We start from the raw sequence: 19,708 nt of genomic DNA on the forward strand, positions 1-19,708 counted from the left end.
CGATGACCAGTAGCGCGACATCCCCGACCCGCACCGTGGACGGGGTCGAGCTCCCGGCCGTGGGCGACTGGAAGGTCGACCCGGGGCACGCCGAGGTCGGCTTCCTCGGCCGGCACTTCATGCTCACGAAGGTGCGCGGCCGGTTCACCGGCGTCGACGCCACCGTCTACATCGGCGAGCGGCCCGAGGACAGCAAGGTCACCGCGGTGATCGACATGGCCAGCGTCAACAGCGGGGACACGGCCCGGGACGACCACCTGCGGTCCGCCGAGTTCTTCGACGTGGCCGAGCACCCCCAGGCGACCTTCACCTCGACGTCGGTGAGCTGGAACGGTACGAGCGGCACGCTCGCCGGCGATCTCACGATCAAGGGGTTCACCCGCCGCGTGGAGCTCGACGTCGACTACCTGGGTCACGCCAAGGACCCGTGGGGCAACGACCGCACGGTCTTCTCGGCGCGCGGCAAGATCAACCGCGAGGACTGGGGCCTGACCTGGAACATGGCCCTGGAAACCGGCGGGTTCCTGGTCTCCAAGGAGATCGAGCTCTCGCTGGAGATCGAGGCGGTCAGGGAGGTCTGACGTCCCGCACGTCGACCCGCCGGTCCCGGTACGGCCTCCGCCGTGCCGGGACCACCTCTGCCCGAACCTCCGTCCCGCTCAGGCCTCCAGGACCCGCCGCACCATCTCGCCGAGCGCGCCCCGGATCCGCCCGGGGGTGAAATCGCTTCTGCGCAGCGCCTGTTGGAGGTCCGCGTCGACCATGGCGAGCAGCAGGTGCGAGGTGCCCTGGGCGTCCAGCTCCGGCCGCGCCTCGGCCAGCAGGACGGACAGGTGGCGCTGCCACAGGCAGTAGGAGCCGATCTGGTACCGGACCCCGGGCGCGGTGGTCTCCGAGAGCCGCACCAGCTCCAGGTTCGTGTCGAGCAGGTCCAGGTACGTGTCGAAGAAGGCGGTGATCCGCGTGCTCGCGTCGGCTCCGGGGCCCAGGGGCGGCGGCCCGAACAGCATCCTGCCCTGGAGTTCGCTCTCCTGGGCGTCGAGCAGGGCCACGGCGAGCCCGGACTTGCTCCCGAACCGGCGGAACAGCGTTCCCTTGCCCACGCCCGCGCGCGCCGCGATGGCGTCGAGGGACACGTTCTCGACGCCGTGCTCGCCGAAGAGTTCGGCGGCGACCGCCAGGATGCGGTCACGATTTCGCGCCGCGTCCGCCCGCTCGCGGACCGGCTTCCGGATGAGTTCGGTCACTTCAGGTGACCCTCTGGTCATGCTGTGTCTTCGTCCGTGACGTCGTAGGTCCGTCGGTCGTCGCGAGTGTACCCATCTCGGACATCGCGCGCGCCTGGTGGGCAGCGACCACACCTAACCCCCAACTGCCGTTCTTCGCCGTTTGTTTGCTTGCCCGCGTGAACACCATGTGTCAGGGTCGTTGCCGAAACGGACCGCAGTCCGCTTACGGGGGACCACCATGACACAGCTCAAGGGCCGCCGCACTGCGTTCCCTTCAGGAGCCGGCCGCCCACGGGAGAGTTCCGTCAGCCCGAGCGGCAGCTGATCCCGCCCACAGCGAGCACAGCCGAGCGCGCACCACTCCCCCTGGCACGCCCGCCCCCGACCGGAGGAAGCATGACCACGCACCCCAGCCCGACCGGCCCGGACCATCAGCTCCTCGACCTGACCCAGCACGAGATCCAGGCGCTGCGCACCAGGTTCAACCTCGCCGACGCCCACACCCACCAGCAGCAGTCGGACAGCCAGCGCGAGATCGTCGCCCGGCTGCCCGAGCTCTGGTACGAGGCGGAGCGCGGCCTGCAGGCGACGGCCGAGGAGCGCTTCATCGAGGCCTTCTTCACCCTGCACCGCCAGGACACCGCCCTGGCCAAGAACAAGACCCTGCTGTCCTACGCCGCTTCGATCTCGACGATGGTCGCCGGCATGTACCTCAAGCGGCAGCGCAAGTCGGTCACGCTGGTCGAGCCCTGTTTCGACAACCTCTACGACGTGCTGAACAACATGGGCGTGCCGATGTACCCGATCGAGGAGTCGGCGCTCCACGACCCGGACCGCATCTACTCCGAGCTCAAGCGCCTGGTCCGCACCGACGCCCTGTTCCTCGTCGACCCGAACAACCCCACCGGCTTCACGCTGCTCCAGCACGGCCGCAAGGGCTTCGAAGAGGTGGTCCGCTTCTGCAAGGACCACAACAAGCTGCTGGTCATCGACTTCTGCTTCGCCTCGTTCACGCTCTACGACGAGAAGCTCGCCCGCTTCGACGTCTACGAGCTCCTCGAAAGCTCCGGCATCTCCTACCTGGCCATCGAGGACACGGGCAAGACCTGGCCCGTCCAGGACGCCAAGGCGGCCATGATCACGGCCAGCGACGACATCCGCGAGGACGTCTACAACCTGCACACCAGCGTGCTGCTCAACGTCTCCCCCTTCGTGCTCACCATGCTGACCCAGTACGTCCGGGACTCCACCCGCGACCAGCTCGGCTCCGTCCGCGAGGTGCTCACCCAGAACCGCGAGGCGATACGCAAGGCCATCGACGGCACGATCCTGGAGTACCAGGAGCCCGTCGCCGGAGTGAGCGTCGCCTGGGCGCGCATCAACCACCCGGAGCTGACCGCGACCGAACTGCAACGGCTCCTGGCCGAGGCCGAGGTGTACGTCCTGCCCGGCCGGTTCTTCTACTGGAGCCAGCCCGACCGCGGCGAGGCCTTCGTCCGGTTCGCCCTCGCCCGCGACCCGCAGGTGTTCTCCGACGCCATGGCCCGGATGCGCGAGGTGCTCGACCGCCATGCCGTCTGACACGCACGTCCGTGAGGAGTACGCCGACGCCGCGCTCTTCCTCGGCATGAACGGCGAGGACGAGGACGTACGCCGCGCCTGCAAGGCCTTCTTCGTGGAGCGGCTCGACGGCCGGATCGTCATGAGCCTGGAGCAGGTGGGCCGCTGCGACGACGTCATCTGGGGCTTCTCCCGCGAACTCCAGGACGCCTACTACCCGTTCATGGACAACCTGCACACCGTGATGGACATCCGGCGGCTCGGCTACGAGGAGGCCGACGTCCTGCGCGCCACCGGCGCGGAGCTGCCCCGGTCCCTGCCGGTGCACGAGCGGCTGCTCCTCGGCATGGTCGAGGGCCGGGGTGGGCTGCTGCATACGGCCAGCCCGCGCCTCGCGGCCACGACCGGGTTCGCGCTGCGCGCCGTGGCCGACGCCGACGGACCGGAAGCCCGCTTCCCCGAGCCGCTGGAGAGCCTCTACCAGCAGTCCCTCGCCCTGCGCGTGCCCGCCCAAGCCCTGTGACGGAGGACCGATGATCACCGGAATGACCACCGCGCTCGTCACCCCGGTCGACGCGGCGGGCGAGATCGACGAGAAGAGCATGGCCCGCCTGATCGCGACCGTACGGCCTTACGCGGACGCCCTGTTGCCGGCGTTGAGCACCGGCGAGGGGGGCTCCCTGTCGGACCGTCAGTGGCGGGACACGCTGACCGCCGCCGTCCGGTACGCCGACGGGCTGCCCGTTCTCGCCGGCATCCTGCGGCCCACCACGGCCGGGGCCCTGGACCTGGCCCGCGGCGCGGGCGGGCTCGGCGCCGCCGCGGTCGTGGTCACCACCCCGTACGGGGCGGACGTGACCCAGGAGGAGATGCTCCGCCACTTCGAGGCCGTGGCCGCGGCCGGACTTCCCGTGATCGTCTACCACGAGTCGGCCGTCTCCGGGAACACCCTCGAACTCTCCACCCTGCTGCGCGTCTGCGCGCTGCCGGGGGTGGCCGGGGTCAAGGACTCCGCCGGGGAACCCGAGTTCACCCGCGCGCTGATCGCCGCCGGCCCGGGCGTGCCCGTGGTCCAAGGTCTCGAACACCTGCTGCTGGAGTCCGGGCCCGTCGCAGGCTGCGTCGTCGCGCTGGCCAATGTCGAACCCGAGCTCTGCAAGGCCCTGTTGACCGACCGCGGCGCGGACCGGGCGGCGCAGCTGCACGCCGCGTACGCACGGTACGGACTGGACCGGGACGACTGGTACCGCTCGCTGAAGACCGAACTGCTGCGGCGCGCCGTGATCGAGACCGACCGGGAGGTCCCGTGCTGAACGTGACACCGAAGCCCGCCAACAGCCCTGACAGCCCCGACAGCCCGCACAAGCGGCTGTTCCTCCACAACCGCGCCCTCCAGACGTCCACCGTCCTGGCCCGGATCGAGGAGCTGGAGGCCGCCTGGATCGAGCCCCTCGTCGAGGACCTCGCCGACCGCACGCCGCCGCTCGCCGGCCGCGCCGAGTGGAAGGAGCGCCTGGACGGACTGCTGGCCCTGGAACGCGAGGGCAGCCCGGCCGGAAGCTATCTCGCCGAGAAGGCCACCCGGGCGCAGTTCGCGCACGTGGTGCGGGAGTTCGCGCTCGACGGACTCACCGAGGCGCAGAACTTCTTCCCGGCGGTACCCCGGCTGCCGGTCCGGGCGCAGATGGCCGTGATACGGGTGCTCATCGACGAGTTCGGCTGCGGAAACCTCCAGCAGACCCACTCCAAGCTCTACCTCGACCTGCTCGCCGAACTGGGGCTCCCCCAGGAGCTGGAGAGCTTCCTCGACACCACCGGCGACGAGACGTACGCGTTCCTCAACGTCTTCTACTGGCTCACCCAGCGCGCCGCGGACGTCGAGTACTTCCTCGGCGCGCTCGCCTACCTGGAGGCGAGCATCCCCGACGCCTTCCGGGTGCAGGCGCGCGCCTGCGCCCGGCTCGGGATCGCGCGGGGCAGGTACTACACCGAGCACCTGCACATCGACACCTTCCACATGCGCGAGATGCAGACCGCGATCAAGGAGTACGAAGCGGCGCGCGGTCTCGACGCGACGAAGCTCTGGATCGGGGCGCGGCTGCTGTCCGGGCTGATCGGGGGCGCCTTCGACGCCGCCGTCGAGCGCGCGCGGGAGGTGGCATGAGCGACGCCGTGCTGGAAGAACTGCCGGGCGACCGGGTGCGGGTCCGGGTCGCGGGCCGGGAGTTCGTGATCGACGCCGCCTGTACGCACCGGCTCGGCCGGCTCGTCCACGGTCAGGTCAACGCCCGCACCCTGCGCATCACGTGCCCGCTGCACGGCACCGGCTTCGACCTCGCCACCGGCTGCCCGGTGGCCAGCCCGTCGGCGGAGCCGCTGGCGGTGCACCACACGGGCGTGCTCGGGCAGTTGTACGAGCAGCAGGAGGTCTGGCTGCCCGCCTCCGAGCGGCTCCTCGAATGGGACGACGGCTTCCACGACCTGATGCTGGGCGACCGGCTGCGCATGGCCGCGTACAAGGCGGCGATCACCGAGGCCGTGCGACCGGGCGCCACCGTCCTGGACCTGGGGACCGGTACCGGCATCCTGGCCCAGTGGGCGCTGGAGGCGGGAGCGGCCCGGGTCTACGGCATCGACCTCAACGAGAAGATCCTCCGGACCGCGACGCGGCGGCTCACCGAAGCCGGGTTCGGGGACCGCTTCCATCCGCTGCGCGGGTTCTCCTTCGACATCGAGCTGCCCGAGCGGGTGGACCTGATCATCTCCGAGATCATGGGCAACCTCGCCGACAACGAGAACTGCGTCGCGATCCTCGACGACGCCCGCCGCCGCTTCCTGCGGCCGGGCGGCGCGATGCTTCCGGTGGCCGTGGAGAGCTATCTCGTACCGGTCGCCGCGGAGGCGGCGCACACGGCGGTGCGCGACGGATCGCCGCAGGACGCCGGGGGTCCGGCCGAGTTCGCCGAGCTGCTGAAGGGGCGCGGGGCACGGGACGCCTTCGACCTCTACTACGACGCGATCATCCCCGTCGGCGGCCAGCTCTCGGCGCCGCGGCTCGTGCGCCGGTACGCCTTCGAGGGGACGCACGGCGCGCACGAGACCTCGTACGAGGTTCCGCTCGTGTACACCGTCCAGCGGGCGGGGCTGTTCACCGGCTTCAAGGGCTACTTCGTGGCCACCCTCTCGGACACGGTGGCCCTGGACATCTCCGGCGACGAGGTGGCGGCGCAGGATCCGCGGGCCCGTACGACCTCGGACAGCTGGAAGCACGCCTACCTGCCGGTGCGGGACGCCGTGCCGGTGCGGCCGGGCGACCGGATCGCGCTCACCCTCTCCAGGCGGCACCCGGCCGACAGCGGATCCGGATCCTTCGGGCAGGTCTACGCCTGGGAGGGCGCGGTCGTCTCCGGGGACGTCACCGTGGCCCGGTTCGCGCACAGCACCCGGCCCGACCAGGAAGGATCGATCCCGTGACCACGACGACCACAGCTACGGCAGCGACCGCGGCGACCACGACCGGCACGACGGGCAGCACGCTCACCGACCCGCGGCTGCCCGCGACGCCCGACACGATCAGCGTCTACACCGATCTGAACTGCTCCTTCGCCCACGTGGCCGTGCACCGGCTGCACGAGACCCGGCGCGAACTGGGTCTCGAGGGGCGGATCTGGTTCGACTTCCGGGCCTTCCCCCTGGAGCTGTTCAACCGGGAGGTCAACGCCCGCCCCGGCGTCGACTCCGAGATCTCGGTGCTCGGCGCGCTCGAACCGGAGGCCGGCTGGCGGCTGTGGCAGGGGCCCGACTGGACCTACCCGGTCACCACCCTGCCCGCGCTCGAAGCGGTGCACGCGGCCAAGTCCCAGTCCATGGAGGCCAGCGAGCGGCTCGACCGCGCGCTGCGCCGGGCCTTCTGGGCGGAGGGCCGCTGCATCTCGATGCGCCACGTCATCCTGGACGTGGCCGCCGGGACGGGCGCCGTCGAGGTGGACGGGCTCGCGCACGCCCTGGACACGGGCTCGGCGCGGGCCGCCGTGACGGCCCAGTACGAGTCGGCGCGCGAGGGCCGGGTCAACTGCAGCCCGCACGTGTTCCTCCACGACGGCACCGACATGGCCAACCCCGGCATCGAGGCGCACTGGGTGAACGGCGACTTCGGCGAGGGCTTCCCTGTGATCGACCGGGACCGCCCGGAGGTGTACGCGGAACTCCTCGCGCACGCCGCGCGGCTCCTCTGAGGCCGCGCCCGGGTCCGGGCCCGCCGGGGGGCGGGCCCGGACCCGGGCGGTGTCGTCAGGCGCCGGCGGCTCCGTCAGACGCGGTCGGCCGCGATCAGGAGGTACTGGAAGGAGCCGTCCTTGTAGGACTCGATGAACGCCTCCTCGATGCCGGTGACCAGCGAGGACGTGGCCCGCAGCTCCCAGTAGGGCAGGGTCGCCGGAGTCAGGTCGATGACCGCCTGCGGCACGAGGCGGTTGTCCGCCATGGAGCGCAGGTACTCCCGGCGGGAGTGGATGTTGCACTCGAAGTGGGCGTTGATCTGGGAGACCCACTTCGAGGGCTGGCCGTACCGCGGGTTCCAGCAGCCGGTGATGGTCACGTACCGGCCGCCGACCTTCAGGACGCGGGAGTGCTCGGCGAAGAGGTCGTCCAGGTCGACGTACATGCTCGACTCGTTGTTCCAGGACCCCGCGGCCTGCCCGGTCTCGAAGGGCGTGCCGAGCATGTTGCAGACACGGGCCCGCACGTGGTCCTCGATGCCGAGTTCACGGGCGCGCTGGTTGGCGAAGTCCGCCTGCTTCGCGGAGAGGGTGACGCCCTCGACCTTGGCTCCGAAGCGCTGGTGGGCCATCACCATCGAGCCGCCGCGGCCGCAGCCGGCGTCCACGAGCGTGTCCTCGCGGCCGATGGGACCCAGGTGGTCCAGGAGGAGTTCGGCTTGCGCCGACTCCAGCCGGTGGAGCTCGGCGACCAGCTTCTTCTCGTACGCGCCGTCGTCGGCGTCACCGAGGGCGGCGTGGTCCACGTCGCCGATGCCGTAGTGGTGGTGGTACAGGCCGTCCACGTCGCCGAGGCGCAGGTTCACGGGCCTGGCCTCGTTGTTCCAGTAGCGGGCGATGTCCCCCTGGTAGGGGGTCGCCGGACCCGGAATGACCACGGGGGCCGGGGCGGTGCCGTTGGAGGTGGTGGTCAGGTCGATGCTGGTCACTAAGAGGTCCGTCCTTACCAGAAGTCGGGCAGGCTGTAGCGATAGGTATTGGTCTGGTGCCAGTAGTGGTTGCCGTCGACCCAGACGGCGACTCCCCGCAGGAAGCGCAGCACGCTCGGGACGGGGCAGGCCGCGGCCAGGGCGGCGGCCTCCGCTTCGAAGGCGTGCATGAGGTCGTTGTGGACCTCGACCGCCTTCAGATAGCCCTCCTTGTCGGAGGTCCCCTCCCGCTCGGCGATCACCACGGGAAGGTTCATGTGCCGCCCCGGGGCCGCCAGTTCCTTGGTGTAGGAGTACAGGTCGTTGACGATGGTGGTGGCGTTCCCGGCGAGTGCGATGACCCGTTGCATGGCCGCCTGGGCGTGCAGGTCGGCCGGGAGTTCGTACCCGCCGACGGTGTCCGTGATGGTGGGGCAGGGGCGGAAGTTGTTGAACTGCCGCATGGCCAGGTACTCCCACACCTCGGGGACGTACTCCGTCTGGCTCCAGGCCGCCTCGGCGAGGTAGCCCAGGTGCAGCCGGGCCATGTCGTGCCGGTAGCGGTCCGCCTGCGAGGGGCTCGCCTGCCGGAGGAAGTACTCCATGGCGGAGCGGTAGGCGCGCCGGGGCGCGTCCGACCCGAGGGACTCCGCCCAGGCGGGCTCGTACTCCTTCGTCGTGTGGAGGGGGTCGATCGCGGTGTGCGCCAGCAGGAGTCGTCCGCCGAGGCCGATCGGCGAGCCGCCGTGGTCCTCGCAGTAGCAGTCGTCGACGGCGTTCTCGGCGACCATCAGCCGGGTGGCGACCATCAGGTGCTCGATGGTGGGGGCGTCGGGGTGGCAGGCCACCATGTAGCGCCCGACGTGGAAGCCGTCGAACTGGTTCTCCCAGGCATCGGGGAACAGATCGACCTCTTCCACCGCCCAGGCCTTGATCCGGCGGCTGACCTCCTCCACCCGCACCGGGTCCGGCTCCGGCACGGGGTGGTGGTAGAGGCCCGGGATCGGATGTCCGGCCACGGGGGTCGTGGGGACCGCCGGCTCCGGATCCGGCGCGGGGGCGGGCGGCGCGGGGGCGGGCGGCGCGGGGGCGGGCGGCGCGGGTACGGGCGGCCCCTCCCGGCGGGCCGGGTGCAGGCCCTCCGTGCCCAGGCCGCTGGGTCCGCCCAAGAGCCGTTTCAGGGCGGCGCTCGGTGCGGGTGGAGCGATGGACGGCGACGGGGCGGGCGGGGCGGGCAGGCCTCCGGATGCGGGGACCTTGACGCCGCCGAGGACGTGGGCCCCGAACTGGGCGGCGGCGCCGGGCAGGCTCGACTGCAGAGGGGAAGGCCCGGGCTCGGGCATCCGTAACTCCTTGAGGTGGGTGGTCCGTCCCGGATCCCGGGCGCGCTCGGCCGGCCCGGGAGGCTCCGGGCCGTCGTCGTACGGGTCCGCCGGCCGGTCAGTCGCTGCGGCGGGCGATCTGGACGTTCTCCAGGACGCCGAGGGCGTCGGGCACCAGGATCGCGGCGGAGTAGTAGGTGGTGACGAGGTAGGAGATGATCGACTTCTCGTCGATGCCCATGAACCGGACCGACAGGCCGGGCTCGTACTCCTCGGGCAGGCCGGTCTGGCGCAGTCCGATGACGCCCTGGTTGTCCTCGCCGGTGCGCATGGCGAGGATGGAGCTGGTGTTCTCCTTGGTGATGGGGATCTTGTTGCAGGGCAGGATCGGGACCCCGCGCCAGGCCGGGACCTGCTGTCCGCCCACGTCCACGTGGTCCGGGTAGAGCCCGCGGGCGTTCATCTCGCGGCCGATCGCCGCGATCGTGCGAGGGTGGGCGAGGAAGAGCTTGGTGCCGCGGCGGCGGCAGAGCAGCTCGTCCATGTCGTCCGGGGTGGGCGGGCCGGAGTGGGTCTGGATCCGCTGCTTGAAGGCGGCGTTGTGTAGCAGCCCGAACTCCCGGTTGTTCACCAGCTCGTGTTCCTGGCGCTCGCGCAACGCCTCGATGGTGAGACGGAGTTGCTCCTCGGTCTGGTTCATCGGCCCGTTGTAGAGGTCGGCGACCCTGGTGTGGACCCGCAGGACGGTCTGGGCGATGGAGAGTTCGTACTCGCGCGGCTTCGACTCGTAGTCGACGAAGGTACCGGGCAGTTCGGCCTCGCCGGTGTGGCCGGCCGACATCGCGATCTCGGCCTCGCCGTGCTTGTTCTGCCGCTGCAGGGGCAGCGAGCTGAACCGCTGGATGTGCTCCTGGAGGTGCGGCGCCCCGGACACGATGCCGGCGAAGTCGGCGCGGGAGAGGGTGAGCAGGGTGCCGGGGGTCTCGGCGGTGGCCGTGTAGTCCCACCGGGCGTCGGAGTCGAGCAGGGCGTTCTCGCCGAACCGGTCGCCGTCGGCGAGCACCGCGACGGAGATCTCGTCGCCGTACTTGCCGGCGGAGGTCTGGCTGATCCGGCCGTGGGCGATCAGGTGGATCTCCTCGGCGGCCGCGCCCCGCTCGACCAGCACCTCACCGGCACGGAAATCGCGCTGGACGCAGCGGCCGGCGAGCGCCGTCAGCACTTCCTCGTCGTCGAAGCCGCGCAGCAGGGCGAGTTCGCCGAGTTCGCGCGGGATCACCTGGACGCGGGCACCGTCCTGGACGAACTCGATGCTCCCGTCGCCGACGGTGTAGCTCAGCCGGCGGTTCACCCGGTAGGCGCCGCCCTTGGTCTCCACCCAGGGCAGCATCCTCAGCAGCCAGCGGGAGGTGATCTCCTGCATCTGCGGGGCGGACTTGGTCGTCGTGGCAAGGTTGCGGGCGGCCGACGTGCCCAGGCTGGATTGCTTGGGCGGATCCAGCTGTGCTTCCGGGCTGGTGTCAACGGTCATCGGTCGAGCTCTCCTTCATCGGCTTCCTCAGCGGGAAAGCAGGACGAACGCCTGGGCGTCCGTCCAGATCCCGGGGAACCGTAACGGCGGAGATCACTGGTCGACCGTGAAAAAACGTTGCCGTTGCTTCGTTCCGGTGATCCTGCCGCTCACGGGGTTTGATCGCCGGACCAACGATTTCAAGCCGGGGCGGCACAGCCTGACCGTCGGTTGGCGAGAATGTTGCGGAAGCTGTCCGCCCGGCGGTTTCCGGGGCGGTCCGGGATCACGAGGGTGGTGTCGTCCAGGACCTTGGCGAAACCGGCCGGGTCGCCCTTGGGCTCCTCGAACGCTCCGGTGTCCGCAGCCACTGACCCGCCCCCGCCTGCTCGTCCGCGGCCTTCCGCCGCTGCCCTACCGCGACTATGCCACTGGTTCCGCGTACGAAAGGAGGGCCCGCCCGAGCAGCGGTCTTCAGGGAATCGTCCCCATTGATGCTTGACCGATCAACCTTCGGCACGTAACTTCTACCGCACCAACTCGTGAGCCACTGGAAGGGGGCGAAGCCGGATGTCCACCATCTCCGCACCGCTTCGCCTCACCCACCAGACCGCTTGGGCTCCGGGTCGAGTAGCACACGGCTGCTGAAGCGGCCCTTCCCCGGCGTGCCCTCTCGTGGCCCCGGCGGTTTTTCGTACCACCCTCTCCTTCACCACCCCTGCCACTCTTACGGCACTTCGTTGCGTGCCGATTTGTCGCGCTCCCGGTTATCGAGCCGCGACCACAACGAGAAAGCTCCTGCACATGGCGACTAGGACAGTCCGATCGAACGCGCCCCGAAACGGGGACGTACCGTGGTAGCGGCGCGCATCACGGTCAACGGGAAAGAAACACCGATCGCTCCGGCAGCGGCCCACACCACGGTGCTGGACTTCCTGCGCGACCGCGGCCTGACCGGCACCAAGGAGGGCTGCGCCGAGGGTGAGTGCGGCGCCTGTTCGGTGCTCGTGGCCCGGCCCGGGGTGAACAAGCCCACCGACTGGGTGGCGGTCAACGCCTGCCTGGTTCCGGCCCTGGCGCTCGACGGTCAGGAGGTCGTCACCTCCGAGGGCCTCGCCACCGTCGACGCGTCCGGCGCGGCCACCGCGCTGCATCCCGTACAGGAGGAGATGGCCGTCCGCGGCGGCTCCCAATGCGGTTACTGCACACCGGGGTTCATCTGCAGCATGGCCTCCGAGTACTACCGGCCGGACCGCTGCGCACACGCGGACGCGACCGGGGACCCGGCCGCGACTGGGCACCCGGCCGAGGCCGCGGACACGGCTCATGACGCCGACTCCGAACACGGTCCGAACGGTTTCGACCTGCACGCGCTGAGCGGGAACCTCTGCCGCTGCACCGGCTACCGACCCATCCGTGACGCGGCGTTCGCCGTGGGCGCGCCCGCCGAGGACGATGTCCTGGCGCAACGGCGCGAGCAGTCCCCGCCGGAGGCCGCCGCCACCGAATACACCCAGGACGACAGGGTGTTCCTGCGGCCCGGCACCCTGGCGGAGACGGTGCGGCTGCTCCGCGAGCGGCCCGGGGCCGTGGTGGTCGCCGGCAGCACCGACTGGGGCGTGGAGGTGAACATCCGCTCCCGCCGGGCTGATTGTGTGGTCGCCGTCGACCGGCTGCCCGAACTGCGGGAGCTGCGCGTCGAGTCCGATCACATCGAGATCGGAGCGGCTCAGACGCTCACCGAGATCGAACGCCGCCTCGACGGCAGCGTCCCGCTCCTGGCCGAACTGTTCCCGCAGTTCGCGTCCCGGCTCATCCGCAACAGCGCGACCCTCGGCGGCAACCTCGGTACCGGCTCCCCCATCGGCGACAGCCCGCCCGTGCTGCTCGCGCTGGAGGCCTCGCTGCTGCTGGCCGGCGCCGACGGCGAGCGCGAGGTCCCGCTCGCCGACTACTTCACCGGCTACCGGCAGAGCGTGCGCCGCCCCGGCGAGCTGATCCGCGCGGTGCGCGTCCCGCTGCCGCTGTCGCCGGTCACGGCCTTCCACAAGATCGCCAAGCGGCGCTTCGACGACATCTCCAGCGTGGCGGTCGCCTTCGCCCTCGACATCGAGGACGGGATCGTCCGCAAGGCGCGCATCGGCCTGGGCGGCGTGGCCGCCACTCCGATCCGCGCCCTCACCACCGAGGCCGCCCTGGAGGGCAAGGCCTGGACGGCCGAGACCGTCGAGGCCGCGGCCCGGGTCCTGCGGGCCGAGGGCACCCCGATGGACGACCACCGCGCCAGCGCCCTCTACCGCTCCGCGATGCTCGGCCAGAGCCTGAACAAGCTGTACGCGCAAACCACCGAGGCGGTGTCGTCATGAGCCAGTTGTCCGAGCGTCCCGAAAAGCCCGTCGTCGGTCTGTCGATGCCGCACGAGAGTGCGAACCTGCACGTCACCGGAGCGGCGCTCTACACCGACGACCTGATCCACCGCACCAAGGGCGTCCTGCACGCCTACCCGGTCCAGGTGATGAAGGCCCACGGCAGGATCACGGCGCTGCGCACCGAGCCCGCGCTCGCCGTGCCGGGCGTGGTCCGCGTACTGACCGGGGCCGACGTGCCCGGCGTCAACGACGCCGGGATGAAGCACGACGAACCGCTGTTCCCCGACACGGTCATGTTCCACGGCCACGCGGTCGCCTGGGTCCTGGGCGAGAGCGTGGAGGCGGCCCGGCTCGGTGCGGCGGCGGTCGAGGTGGAACTCGACGAAAGGCCGTCCGTGATCACCTTGCGGGAGGCCATCGAGACCGGGAGCTTCCACGGCGCCCGGCCCCGGATGGAGACCGGTGATGTCGGCGCCGGCTTCGAGGACTCCGCGCACGTGTTCACCGGGGAGTTCCAGTTCTCCGACCAGGAACACTTCTATCTCGAAACGCACGCGGCGCTCGCCCTCCTGGACGAGAACGGGCAGATGTTCGTCCAGAGCAGCACCCAGCACCCCTCGGAGACGCAGGAGATCGTCGCCCACGTACTCGGCCTGCACAGCCACGAGGTGACCGTGCAGTGCCTGCGGATGGGCGGCGGCTTCGGCGGCAAGGAGATGCAGCCGCACGGATTCGCGGCCGTCGCCGCGCTCGGCGCCAAGCTCACCGGCCGGCCGGTCCGGGTACGGCTCAACCGGACCCAGGACCTGACCATGTCCGGCAAGCGCCACGGGTTCCACGCCACGTGGAAGATCGGCTTCGACACCGAGGGCCGCATCCAGGCCCTGGACGCCACCCTGACCGCCGACGGCGGCTGGAGCCTGGACCTGTCCGAGCCCGTGGTGGCCCGCGCGCTCTGCCACATCGACAACACCTACTGGATCCCCAACGCCCGCGTCGCCGGCCGCATCGCCAAGACCAACAAGGTCTCCAACACGGCCTTCCGCGGCTTCGGCGGACCCCAGGGCATGCTGGTGATCGAGGACATCATGGGCCGGTGCGCGCCGCTGCTCGGCCTGGATCCGATGGAGCTGCGCGAGCGCAACTTCTACCGGCAGGGCCAGTCGACGCCGTACGGGCAGCCGGTCCCCCACCCCGAGCGGATCTCCGCCATCTGGCGGCAGGTCCGGGAGGACGCCGCCCTGGCCGATCGGGGGCGCGAGATCGCGGCCTTCAACGCCGCGCACCCGCACACCAAGCGGGCGCTGGCGATGACCGGGATCAAGTTCGGCATCTCCTTCAACCTCACCGCCTTCAACCAGGCCGGTGCGCTGGTGCTGGTCTACAAGGACGGCTCCGTCCTGATCAACCACGGCGGCACCGAGATGGGCCAGGGCCTGCACACCAAGATGCTGCAGGTGGCCGCGACCACGCTCGGCATCCCGCTGCACAAGGTACGGCTGGCCCCGACGCGCACCGACAAGGTGCCCAACACCTCGGCGACCGCCGCCAGTGCGGGGGCGGACCTCAACGGCGCCGCCGTGAAGAACGCCTGCGAGCAGATCCGCGAGCGGCTGCTCCAGGTGGCCGGCACGCAGCTGGGTACGAACGCCTCGGACGTGCGCATCATCGAGGGCGTCGCGCGCGCCCTGGGCATCGACAAGGAGCTGGCCTGGGACGACCTGGTCCGCACCGCGTACTTCCAGCGGGTCCAGCTCTCGGCGGCCGGCTTCTACCGGACCGAGGGCCTGCACTGGGACGCGAAGGCGTTCCACGGCTCGCCGTTCAAGTACTTCTCCTACGGGGCCGCCGCGACCGAGGTGGAAGTGGACGGCTTCACCGGTGCGTACCGGATCCGGCGCGTGGACATCGTCCACGACGTCGGCGACAGCCTCTCGCCGATGATCGACATCGGTCAGGTCGAGGGCGGTTTCGTCCAGGGCGCGGGCTGGCTGACGCTGGAGGACATGCGCTGGGACTCCGGCGACGGCCCGAACCGCGGTCGCCTGCTGACCCAGGCCGCGAGCACCTACAAGCTGCCGAGCTTCTCCGAGATGCCCGAGGAGTTCAACGTCAGGCTGATGGAGAACGCCACGGAGGAGGGCGCGGTCTACGGCTCCAAGGCGGTCGGTGAGCCCCCGCTGATGCTGGCCTTCTCGGTACGGGAGGCCCTGCGGCAGGCGGCCGCGGAGTTCGGGCCCGCCGGAATCAGCGTGGAGCTCGCCTCGCCGGCCACACCGGAAGCGGTGTACTGGGCGATCGAAGGAGCCCGCCGGGGCGGGCGGGCCTCCAAGGGCAACGGGGTCCTCTCCGATGCCGATGCCGATGGCGGTACCGGTGCCGATGCCGATGCAAGCGCCTTGAGCAATGTCTGACATGAGCTGGGTCGCCGCGGTCGCGCGGTTGCGGGCACGCCGGGAACCCGGCGTGCTCGTGACCGTAGCGACCGTGCGCGGCCACGCGCCCCGCCGGGCCGGTGCCAAGCTGGTCGTGGGGCGGACCGAGACCTGGGGGTCGATCGGCGGGGGCAACATCGAGGCCGTCGCCATCGACCGGGCCCGCGAGCTGTGCGGCGCGGCCGATCCGCAGACGGAGCTGATGGAGTTCGCCCTGAACGACAAGGTCACCAGCCGGCACGGCGTGCAGTGCTGCGGCGGAGCCGTCACGGTGCTGCTCGAACCGCTGCCGGTGGTCCAGGCGGTGGCCGTCTTCGGCGTCGGGCACGTCGGGCTGGAACTGGCCCGGATCCTGGCCCGTCAGGACCTCGACCTGCACCTCGTCGACAGCCGCCCCGACATGCTGACCGAGGAGCGGCTCGGTGTGCTGGCCGACGCGGTGGCGCAGGTCCACGTCCACCACACCCCGCTGCTGCCGGAGACGGTGCTCGGGGAGCTGCCGCCCGGCTCCCACGTGCTGATCATGACGCACGATCACGCCGAGGACGCCGCGCTGTGCGACGCCGCCCTGCGCACCGACGGTCTCGGCTCGATCGGTCTGATCGGCTCGTCCGCGAAGTGGTCGCGGTTCCGGCAGCGCCTGGCCACGGAGGGCGGTCATGACGCCGGCACCATCGACCGGATCACGAGCCCGATCGGACTGACCGAGATCACGGGCAAGGAGCCCGCCACGATCGCGGTGAGCGTCGCGGCGGACCTGCTCCGCACCTTCGAACAGGACCGGCACTGGGCGGTCCCTAACACCCTTGCCGAGGTGCCGTACCCCACGGTCGCCGGCAGCGCGTGAGCCCTCGCGGGCGCACGCGCCGCCGGCGGCCGGGCCGGGCCGGGTGGTTGCGTACGCTCAGTTCGCGGCGGCCCGCGCCGGGCGCCTGAGCAGGTAGCCGGCCGCGGCCAGGACGAGCACCGCCATACAGGCGATGAACACCAGTCCCGCGCCCTCCAGCCCGAGGGGTCCCTCCAGTAGGCCCACCCCGATCACGGGCAGCGAGATGCCCGTGTACGCCACCAGGAACAGCGTGGAGATCACGGCCGCCCGCTGATCGGCGGGAGACGCCCCGGCCACCGCGGACAGGGCCCCGCGGAAGGCCAGCCCCTGCCCGAGCCCGCCGACGAGGGCGCTCAGCACCACCAGCGCCAGCAGGTCCCACCACAGCGCGCCCGCGAGCAGCGCCAGTCCGGCGAGGAGCACGGCGCACCCCAGCGGCAGGGACCGCTCGACCCCGACGCGGCCGACGGCCAGCTGCCCGGCGGTGGAGGCGAAGAAGGCCAGGGCGACCACCAGCCCGCTCACGGCCCGGTTGTGCACGTCCAGGGACTCCGCGAGGAACGCCGGGCTGACGGAGGTGAACACCCCGAACAGGGCGAAGCCCACGAACGCGGCGGTCGCGGCCGGCCCGAACACCGCCCGCACCTGTGGGGGCAGCGCGGGCCGCTGCGGTCGTACGGTGCTGAGCGCCCGGCGCTCGCGCACGGTCTCCGGGAGGAGCAGCAGGACGACGGCCGCGGCCGCCACGAGCCCGAGGTGCACCACGAACGGCAGGTACAGCGGCCAGGAGGCGTACTGCGCGAGGACCCCGGCGAGCAGTGGGCCGCAGCCCAGTCCGCCCATGTTGGCGGCCGTCGCGACGAAGGTGGCCCGTGAGGCGCCGCCGGGCGGTGCCAGCTCCATCACGTACGCCGTGGCGGCCCCGGTGAACAGGCCGGCGGACAGACCGGACAGCAGCCGTCCCGCGTACAGCCAGGGCATCCCGTCGGCGCACAGGAAGCAGACGGCGCTCGCCGCGGCGAAGCCCAGTCCCGCCAGCAGCACCGGCCGCCGGCCCACGGCGTCGGAGGCGTTGCCCGCCAGCAGCAGGACGCCGATCACCCCGAAGGCGTACACGGCGTACACCACGGTCACCATCAGCGCGGAGAAGCCGAACTTCTCCTGGTAGAGCCCGTAGAGGGGGGTCGGCAGCGTGGTGCCGGCCATGCAGACGGCGAACACCGCCCCGCTCAGCAGGGTCGGGCTCCACCCTTGTCGATCAAGGTCCATGCCGCCGACCGTATCCCGTGGGGAGCCCGGGGCCCGCGTCAGTACACCAGCTTGTAGGTCACGTCCTTGGGGACGGGTTCCGGTGCGGTGTCGGTGTAGAGGAGCCGGATCGTGGTGAAGCGCCGCAGGTCGGGGTGGTCGGGCCAGGGCTGTGGATCGCCCAGGGTCACCGTGACCGGGTAGGCGCGGAAGCGGCCGGCCGCGCAGTACGGGCGGCAGTCGTTCACCATGTCGGTGCCGGTGGCCGTGGCGCTGCGCGGACCCCAGGTGTTCCAGCGGAGCCCGACGAGCCGGTTGTTCCCGTCGCCACAGGCGAGGAGGTACTCGGCGGGGCGCATCTGGGCCTGCGAGGAGCAGTCGACGACCACGACCGGATCCTGGGCCGGGTCCCGGGCCGGGTGGGCGACACCGGCGCCGGTGCGTGCGGACGAGGTCGCGGAGGCCGGGAGCACGGCGGCCGTCATCGCCGCCACCGCGCACAGCAGGGTGGCCGTCCGCACCGTGCGCCGGGATGCGTGTGCGGGGCGGCCACCTGCGGAAACGTTCACGGAAGACCTTCCTTGCCCTTGCCGCTCTGCCCGGCACCGGCACCACCGGGGTCTTCCCAGCTTCCCCCATGGGGGTGCGGCGCGCACCCGCGGGAACCGCGGGCGCACAGCTCACCTGCACAGCCTCACTTGCGCAGCAGGGCGCAGACGAAGTCCTCCTGGACCTCCCGGACCTGTTCGAGCAGGTCGGGGTTGATGGTGAGGGAGGTCTGCGTGGTGATCGAGAAGGTCAGCGAGCGCCGGCCGTCCGCCGTGGCCGCGACGAGCTGCGTGTAACCGGCCGTGTTGCCGGTGTGGCCGTAGACCGTTCCGCAGCGGGTGGTGTAGCGGAAGATCGCCAGGCCCGCCTCGGTGCGGCCGGGGCCGGGGGGCTGGGACAGGGCGCCCGGGATGAACCGGAACTGCTGGCGCCGGGTGCGCTCCGAGACGAGGGCGCCGCCCGCGTAGCCCCTGATGAACGCGGTCAGGTCCTTCGGCGTCGAGACGATCCCTCCGGACGCCCAGGCTCCCGAGGCGCCCACGGCCTCGCTGACGTCGACGGGTCCTTCGTCCGGATCGATCTGGTATCCGTGCAGGAAGGGGGTGGGCAGCCGGTAGCCCTGGGGCAGGCTCGTGGCCCGCAGGCCCAGCGGCTCGTAGACGAGCTCGCGCAGCAGCGTCTCGTACCGGCGTCCGGTGGCGGCCTCGGCCATGAGGGCGACGGCGATGTTGTCGGAGTTGGAGTACGCGTAGCGGCTGCCCGGCGGGAAGCCGAGGTCCTCGTCGGCGACGAAGTCCAGCAGGCGGCGGGAGTCGAAGCGGTGCCGGGGGTCCTCGGAGATGATGTCGATGAACCCCTGGGAGGACGAGTAGTCCGGCAATCCACTGGTGTGATTGAGAAGTTGACGGAGCGTCACGTCGTGCCAGGCTTCCGGCTGCCCGGGCAGCACCTCGCCGATCGTGTCGTCGAGCCGCAGCCGGCCGCGGTCGACCAGGACGAGGGCCACCGCTCCGCTGAAGGCCTTGGCGACGCTGGCGATCCGCATGTGGTCCGTGGCCCGCGGCGGCCGGCCGCTCCGCACGTCGGCCACGCCCGCCCGGTAGACCTCCGCACGGTCGCCGTCGCGCAGGACGGCGATGACCCCCGGGGGCCCGTCGGGCCGCTCGACCAGCTCCCGCAGCTCCTGGTGGAGCGCGGCCCCGGGAGGCGGATTGCGGTCCGCTCCGGCCTGGGCGGGCTGCACGGTGACGGCGAGCAGGGCGCCGCACGCGGCGGTGGCGGCGGCCAGGCGCAGCGACGGACGGATCCGACCGGAGTGGCCGTGCGGGCGTCGGGACACGGAGGTACCTCCCGGGGAAGACGGACGCGGTGGCCCACCATGGCAGGGCCCCCACCACCTCCGGCGGCGACACGGCCGCAGGCCGGTGAGCCGTGGCCCATCCGGCCCTGCCGGGCTCGCGCGGCGCCGGCCC

The 19,708-nt window shown here is 71.4% G+C and carries 17 protein-coding genes and 1 pseudogene; 10 read left to right on the forward strand and 8 right to left on the reverse strand.

Features of this window, described 5'->3' with window-relative positions; all coding sequences use genetic code 11:
* The first annotated feature begins 2 nt into the window (after positions 1 to 2).
* Complete coding sequence (locus OG730_RS03605) at positions 3 to 581, forward strand: YceI family protein (RefSeq protein WP_250738298.1); 579 nt, start codon at positions 3 to 5, stop codon at positions 579 to 581.
* Positions 582 to 659: 78 nt separating this feature from the next.
* On the opposite strand, the gene OG730_RS03610 is transcribed toward OG730_RS03605, so the two are convergent.
* Complete coding sequence (locus tag OG730_RS03610; protein WP_327302768.1) at positions 660 to 1,247, reverse strand: TetR/AcrR family transcriptional regulator; 588 nt, start codon at positions 1,245 to 1,247, stop codon at positions 660 to 662.
* Positions 1,248 to 1,625: 378 nt separating this feature from the next.
* Between OG730_RS03610 and OG730_RS03615 the strand changes: the two genes are divergently transcribed.
* The 6 genes from OG730_RS03615 to OG730_RS03640 all read left to right on the forward strand — a co-directional run bounded on the left by OG730_RS03615 (position 1,626) and on the right by OG730_RS03640 (position 7,024).
* A complete protein-coding gene (locus tag OG730_RS03615) occupies positions 1,626 to 2,810 on the forward strand; it encodes an aminotransferase class I/II-fold pyridoxal phosphate-dependent enzyme (protein WP_327302769.1) in 1,185 nt (394 codons plus the stop codon).
* Positions 2,800 to 3,312: a DUF6190 family protein gene (locus OG730_RS03620; RefSeq protein WP_327302770.1), complete on the forward strand. Its 513-nt coding sequence runs from the start codon at positions 2,800 to 2,802 to the stop codon at positions 3,310 to 3,312. The genes OG730_RS03615 and OG730_RS03620 overlap by 11 nt, the downstream gene beginning before the upstream one ends.
* 10 nt (positions 3,313 to 3,322) lie before the next feature.
* Positions 3,323 to 4,102 carry a dihydrodipicolinate synthase family protein gene (locus OG730_RS03625; protein WP_327302771.1) on the forward strand — a complete coding sequence of 260 codons (780 nt, stop codon included), beginning with the start codon at positions 3,323 to 3,325 and terminating at the stop codon, positions 4,100 to 4,102.
* Positions 4,096 to 4,953: an iron-containing redox enzyme family protein gene (locus OG730_RS03630; protein WP_327302772.1), complete on the forward strand. Its 858-nt coding sequence runs from the start codon at positions 4,096 to 4,098 to the stop codon at positions 4,951 to 4,953. Before OG730_RS03625 ends, OG730_RS03630 begins: the two co-directional genes overlap by 7 nt.
* Positions 4,950 to 6,263 (forward strand): methyltransferase domain-containing protein, encoded by a 1,314-nt coding sequence (locus OG730_RS03635; protein ID WP_327302773.1) that lies wholly within the window; start codon positions 4,950 to 4,952, stop codon positions 6,261 to 6,263. Before OG730_RS03630 ends, OG730_RS03635 begins: the two co-directional genes overlap by 4 nt.
* Before the next feature lie 77 nt (positions 6,264 to 6,340).
* Positions 6,341 to 7,024, forward strand: coding sequence for a DsbA family oxidoreductase (locus tag OG730_RS03640; protein ID WP_327309140.1), 684 nt, complete (start codon positions 6,341 to 6,343; stop codon positions 7,022 to 7,024).
* A 74-nt stretch (positions 7,025 to 7,098) separates the two neighbouring features.
* On the opposite strand, the gene OG730_RS03645 is transcribed toward OG730_RS03640, so the two are convergent.
* The 4 genes and pseudogenes from OG730_RS03645 to OG730_RS03660 all read right to left on the reverse strand — a co-directional run.
* Positions 7,099 to 7,995: a geranyl diphosphate 2-C-methyltransferase gene (locus tag OG730_RS03645; protein WP_327302774.1), complete on the reverse strand. Its 897-nt coding sequence runs from the start codon at positions 7,993 to 7,995 to the stop codon at positions 7,099 to 7,101.
* A gap of 14 nt (positions 7,996 to 8,009) precedes the next feature.
* A complete protein-coding gene (locus OG730_RS03650; protein WP_327302775.1) occupies positions 8,010 to 9,317 on the reverse strand; it encodes a family 2 encapsulin nanocompartment cargo protein terpene cyclase in 1,308 nt (435 codons plus the stop codon).
* A 97-nt stretch (positions 9,318 to 9,414) separates the two neighbouring features.
* A complete protein-coding gene (locus tag OG730_RS03655; protein ID WP_327302776.1) occupies positions 9,415 to 10,827 on the reverse strand; it encodes a family 2B encapsulin nanocompartment shell protein in 1,413 nt (470 codons plus the stop codon).
* A gap of 197 nt (positions 10,828 to 11,024) precedes the next feature.
* Positions 11,025 to 11,147, reverse strand: a pseudogene (locus tag OG730_RS03660) (pyridoxamine 5'-phosphate oxidase family protein); the annotation flags it as partial.
* A 513-nt stretch (positions 11,148 to 11,660) separates the two neighbouring features.
* On the opposite strand from OG730_RS03660, the gene OG730_RS03665 reads away from it, so the two are divergent.
* The 3 genes from OG730_RS03665 to xdhC are packed head-to-tail and all read left to right on the forward strand — an operon-like array spanning position 11,661 to position 16,457.
* Positions 11,661 to 13,172, forward strand: coding sequence for a xanthine dehydrogenase small subunit (locus tag OG730_RS03665; RefSeq protein ID WP_327302777.1), 1,512 nt, complete (start codon positions 11,661 to 11,663; stop codon positions 13,170 to 13,172).
* Entirely contained in the window at positions 13,169 to 15,589 is a 2,421-nt protein-coding gene (gene xdhB, locus OG730_RS03670) for a xanthine dehydrogenase molybdopterin binding subunit (RefSeq protein WP_327302778.1), read from the forward strand. Before OG730_RS03665 ends, xdhB begins: the two co-directional genes overlap by 4 nt.
* 1 nt (position 15,590) lies before the next feature.
* Positions 15,591 to 16,457, forward strand: a complete 867-nt coding sequence (gene xdhC, locus OG730_RS03675; protein ID WP_327309141.1) for a xanthine dehydrogenase accessory protein XdhC — start codon at positions 15,591 to 15,593, stop codon at positions 16,455 to 16,457.
* A gap of 57 nt (positions 16,458 to 16,514) precedes the next feature.
* Here the strand turns inward: xdhC and OG730_RS03680 are convergent, their stop codons facing one another.
* The 3 genes from OG730_RS03680 to OG730_RS03690 all read right to left on the reverse strand — a co-directional run bounded on the left by OG730_RS03680 (position 16,515) and on the right by OG730_RS03690 (position 19,575).
* Positions 16,515 to 17,708 carry an MFS transporter gene (locus OG730_RS03680; protein ID WP_327302779.1) on the reverse strand — a complete coding sequence of 398 codons (1,194 nt, stop codon included), beginning with the start codon at positions 17,706 to 17,708 and terminating at the stop codon, positions 16,515 to 16,517.
* A gap of 38 nt (positions 17,709 to 17,746) precedes the next feature.
* Positions 17,747 to 18,256: a hypothetical protein gene (locus tag OG730_RS03685; protein WP_327302780.1), complete on the reverse strand. Its 510-nt coding sequence runs from the start codon at positions 18,254 to 18,256 to the stop codon at positions 17,747 to 17,749.
* Positions 18,257 to 18,381: 125 nt separating this feature from the next.
* Positions 18,382 to 19,575 (reverse strand): serine hydrolase domain-containing protein, encoded by a 1,194-nt coding sequence (locus OG730_RS03690; RefSeq protein ID WP_442814817.1) that lies wholly within the window; start codon positions 19,573 to 19,575, stop codon positions 18,382 to 18,384.
* Positions 19,576 to 19,708: the final 133 nt, after the last annotated feature.

This window comes from Streptomyces sp. NBC_01298 (genome assembly GCF_035978755.1).
GTDB lineage: Bacteria > Actinomycetota > Actinomycetes > Streptomycetales > Streptomycetaceae > Streptomyces.

Excerpts from the sequence above, each read along its gene's own strand:
- OG730_RS03605 (WP_250738298.1), top strand. The coding sequence starts at position 3 with ATGACCAGTAGCGCGACATCCCCGACCCGCACCGTGGACGGGGTCGAG.
- OG730_RS03615 (WP_327302769.1), top strand. The coding sequence starts at position 1,626 with ATGACCACGCACCCCAGCCCGACCGGCCCGGACCATCAGCTCCTCGAC.
- OG730_RS03655 (WP_327302776.1), bottom strand. The coding sequence starts at position 10,827 with ATGACCGTTGACACCAGCCCGGAAGCACAGCTGGATCCGCCCAAGCAA.
- OG730_RS03620 (WP_327302770.1), top strand. The coding sequence starts at position 2,800 with ATGCCGTCTGACACGCACGTCCGTGAGGAGTACGCCGACGCCGCGCTC.
- xdhB (WP_327302778.1), top strand. The coding sequence starts at position 13,169 with ATGAGCCAGTTGTCCGAGCGTCCCGAAAAGCCCGTCGTCGGTCTGTCG.
- OG730_RS03625 (WP_327302771.1), top strand. The coding sequence starts at position 3,323 with ATGATCACCGGAATGACCACCGCGCTCGTCACCCCGGTCGACGCGGCG.
- OG730_RS03680 (WP_327302779.1), bottom strand. The coding sequence starts at position 17,708 with ATGGACCTTGATCGACAAGGGTGGAGCCCGACCCTGCTGAGCGGGGCG.
- xdhC (WP_327309141.1), top strand. The coding sequence starts at position 15,591 with ATGAGCTGGGTCGCCGCGGTCGCGCGGTTGCGGGCACGCCGGGAACCC.
- OG730_RS03635 (WP_327302773.1), top strand. The coding sequence starts at position 4,950 with ATGAGCGACGCCGTGCTGGAAGAACTGCCGGGCGACCGGGTGCGGGTC.
- OG730_RS03650 (WP_327302775.1), bottom strand. The coding sequence starts at position 9,317 with ATGCCCGAGCCCGGGCCTTCCCCTCTGCAGTCGAGCCTGCCCGGCGCC.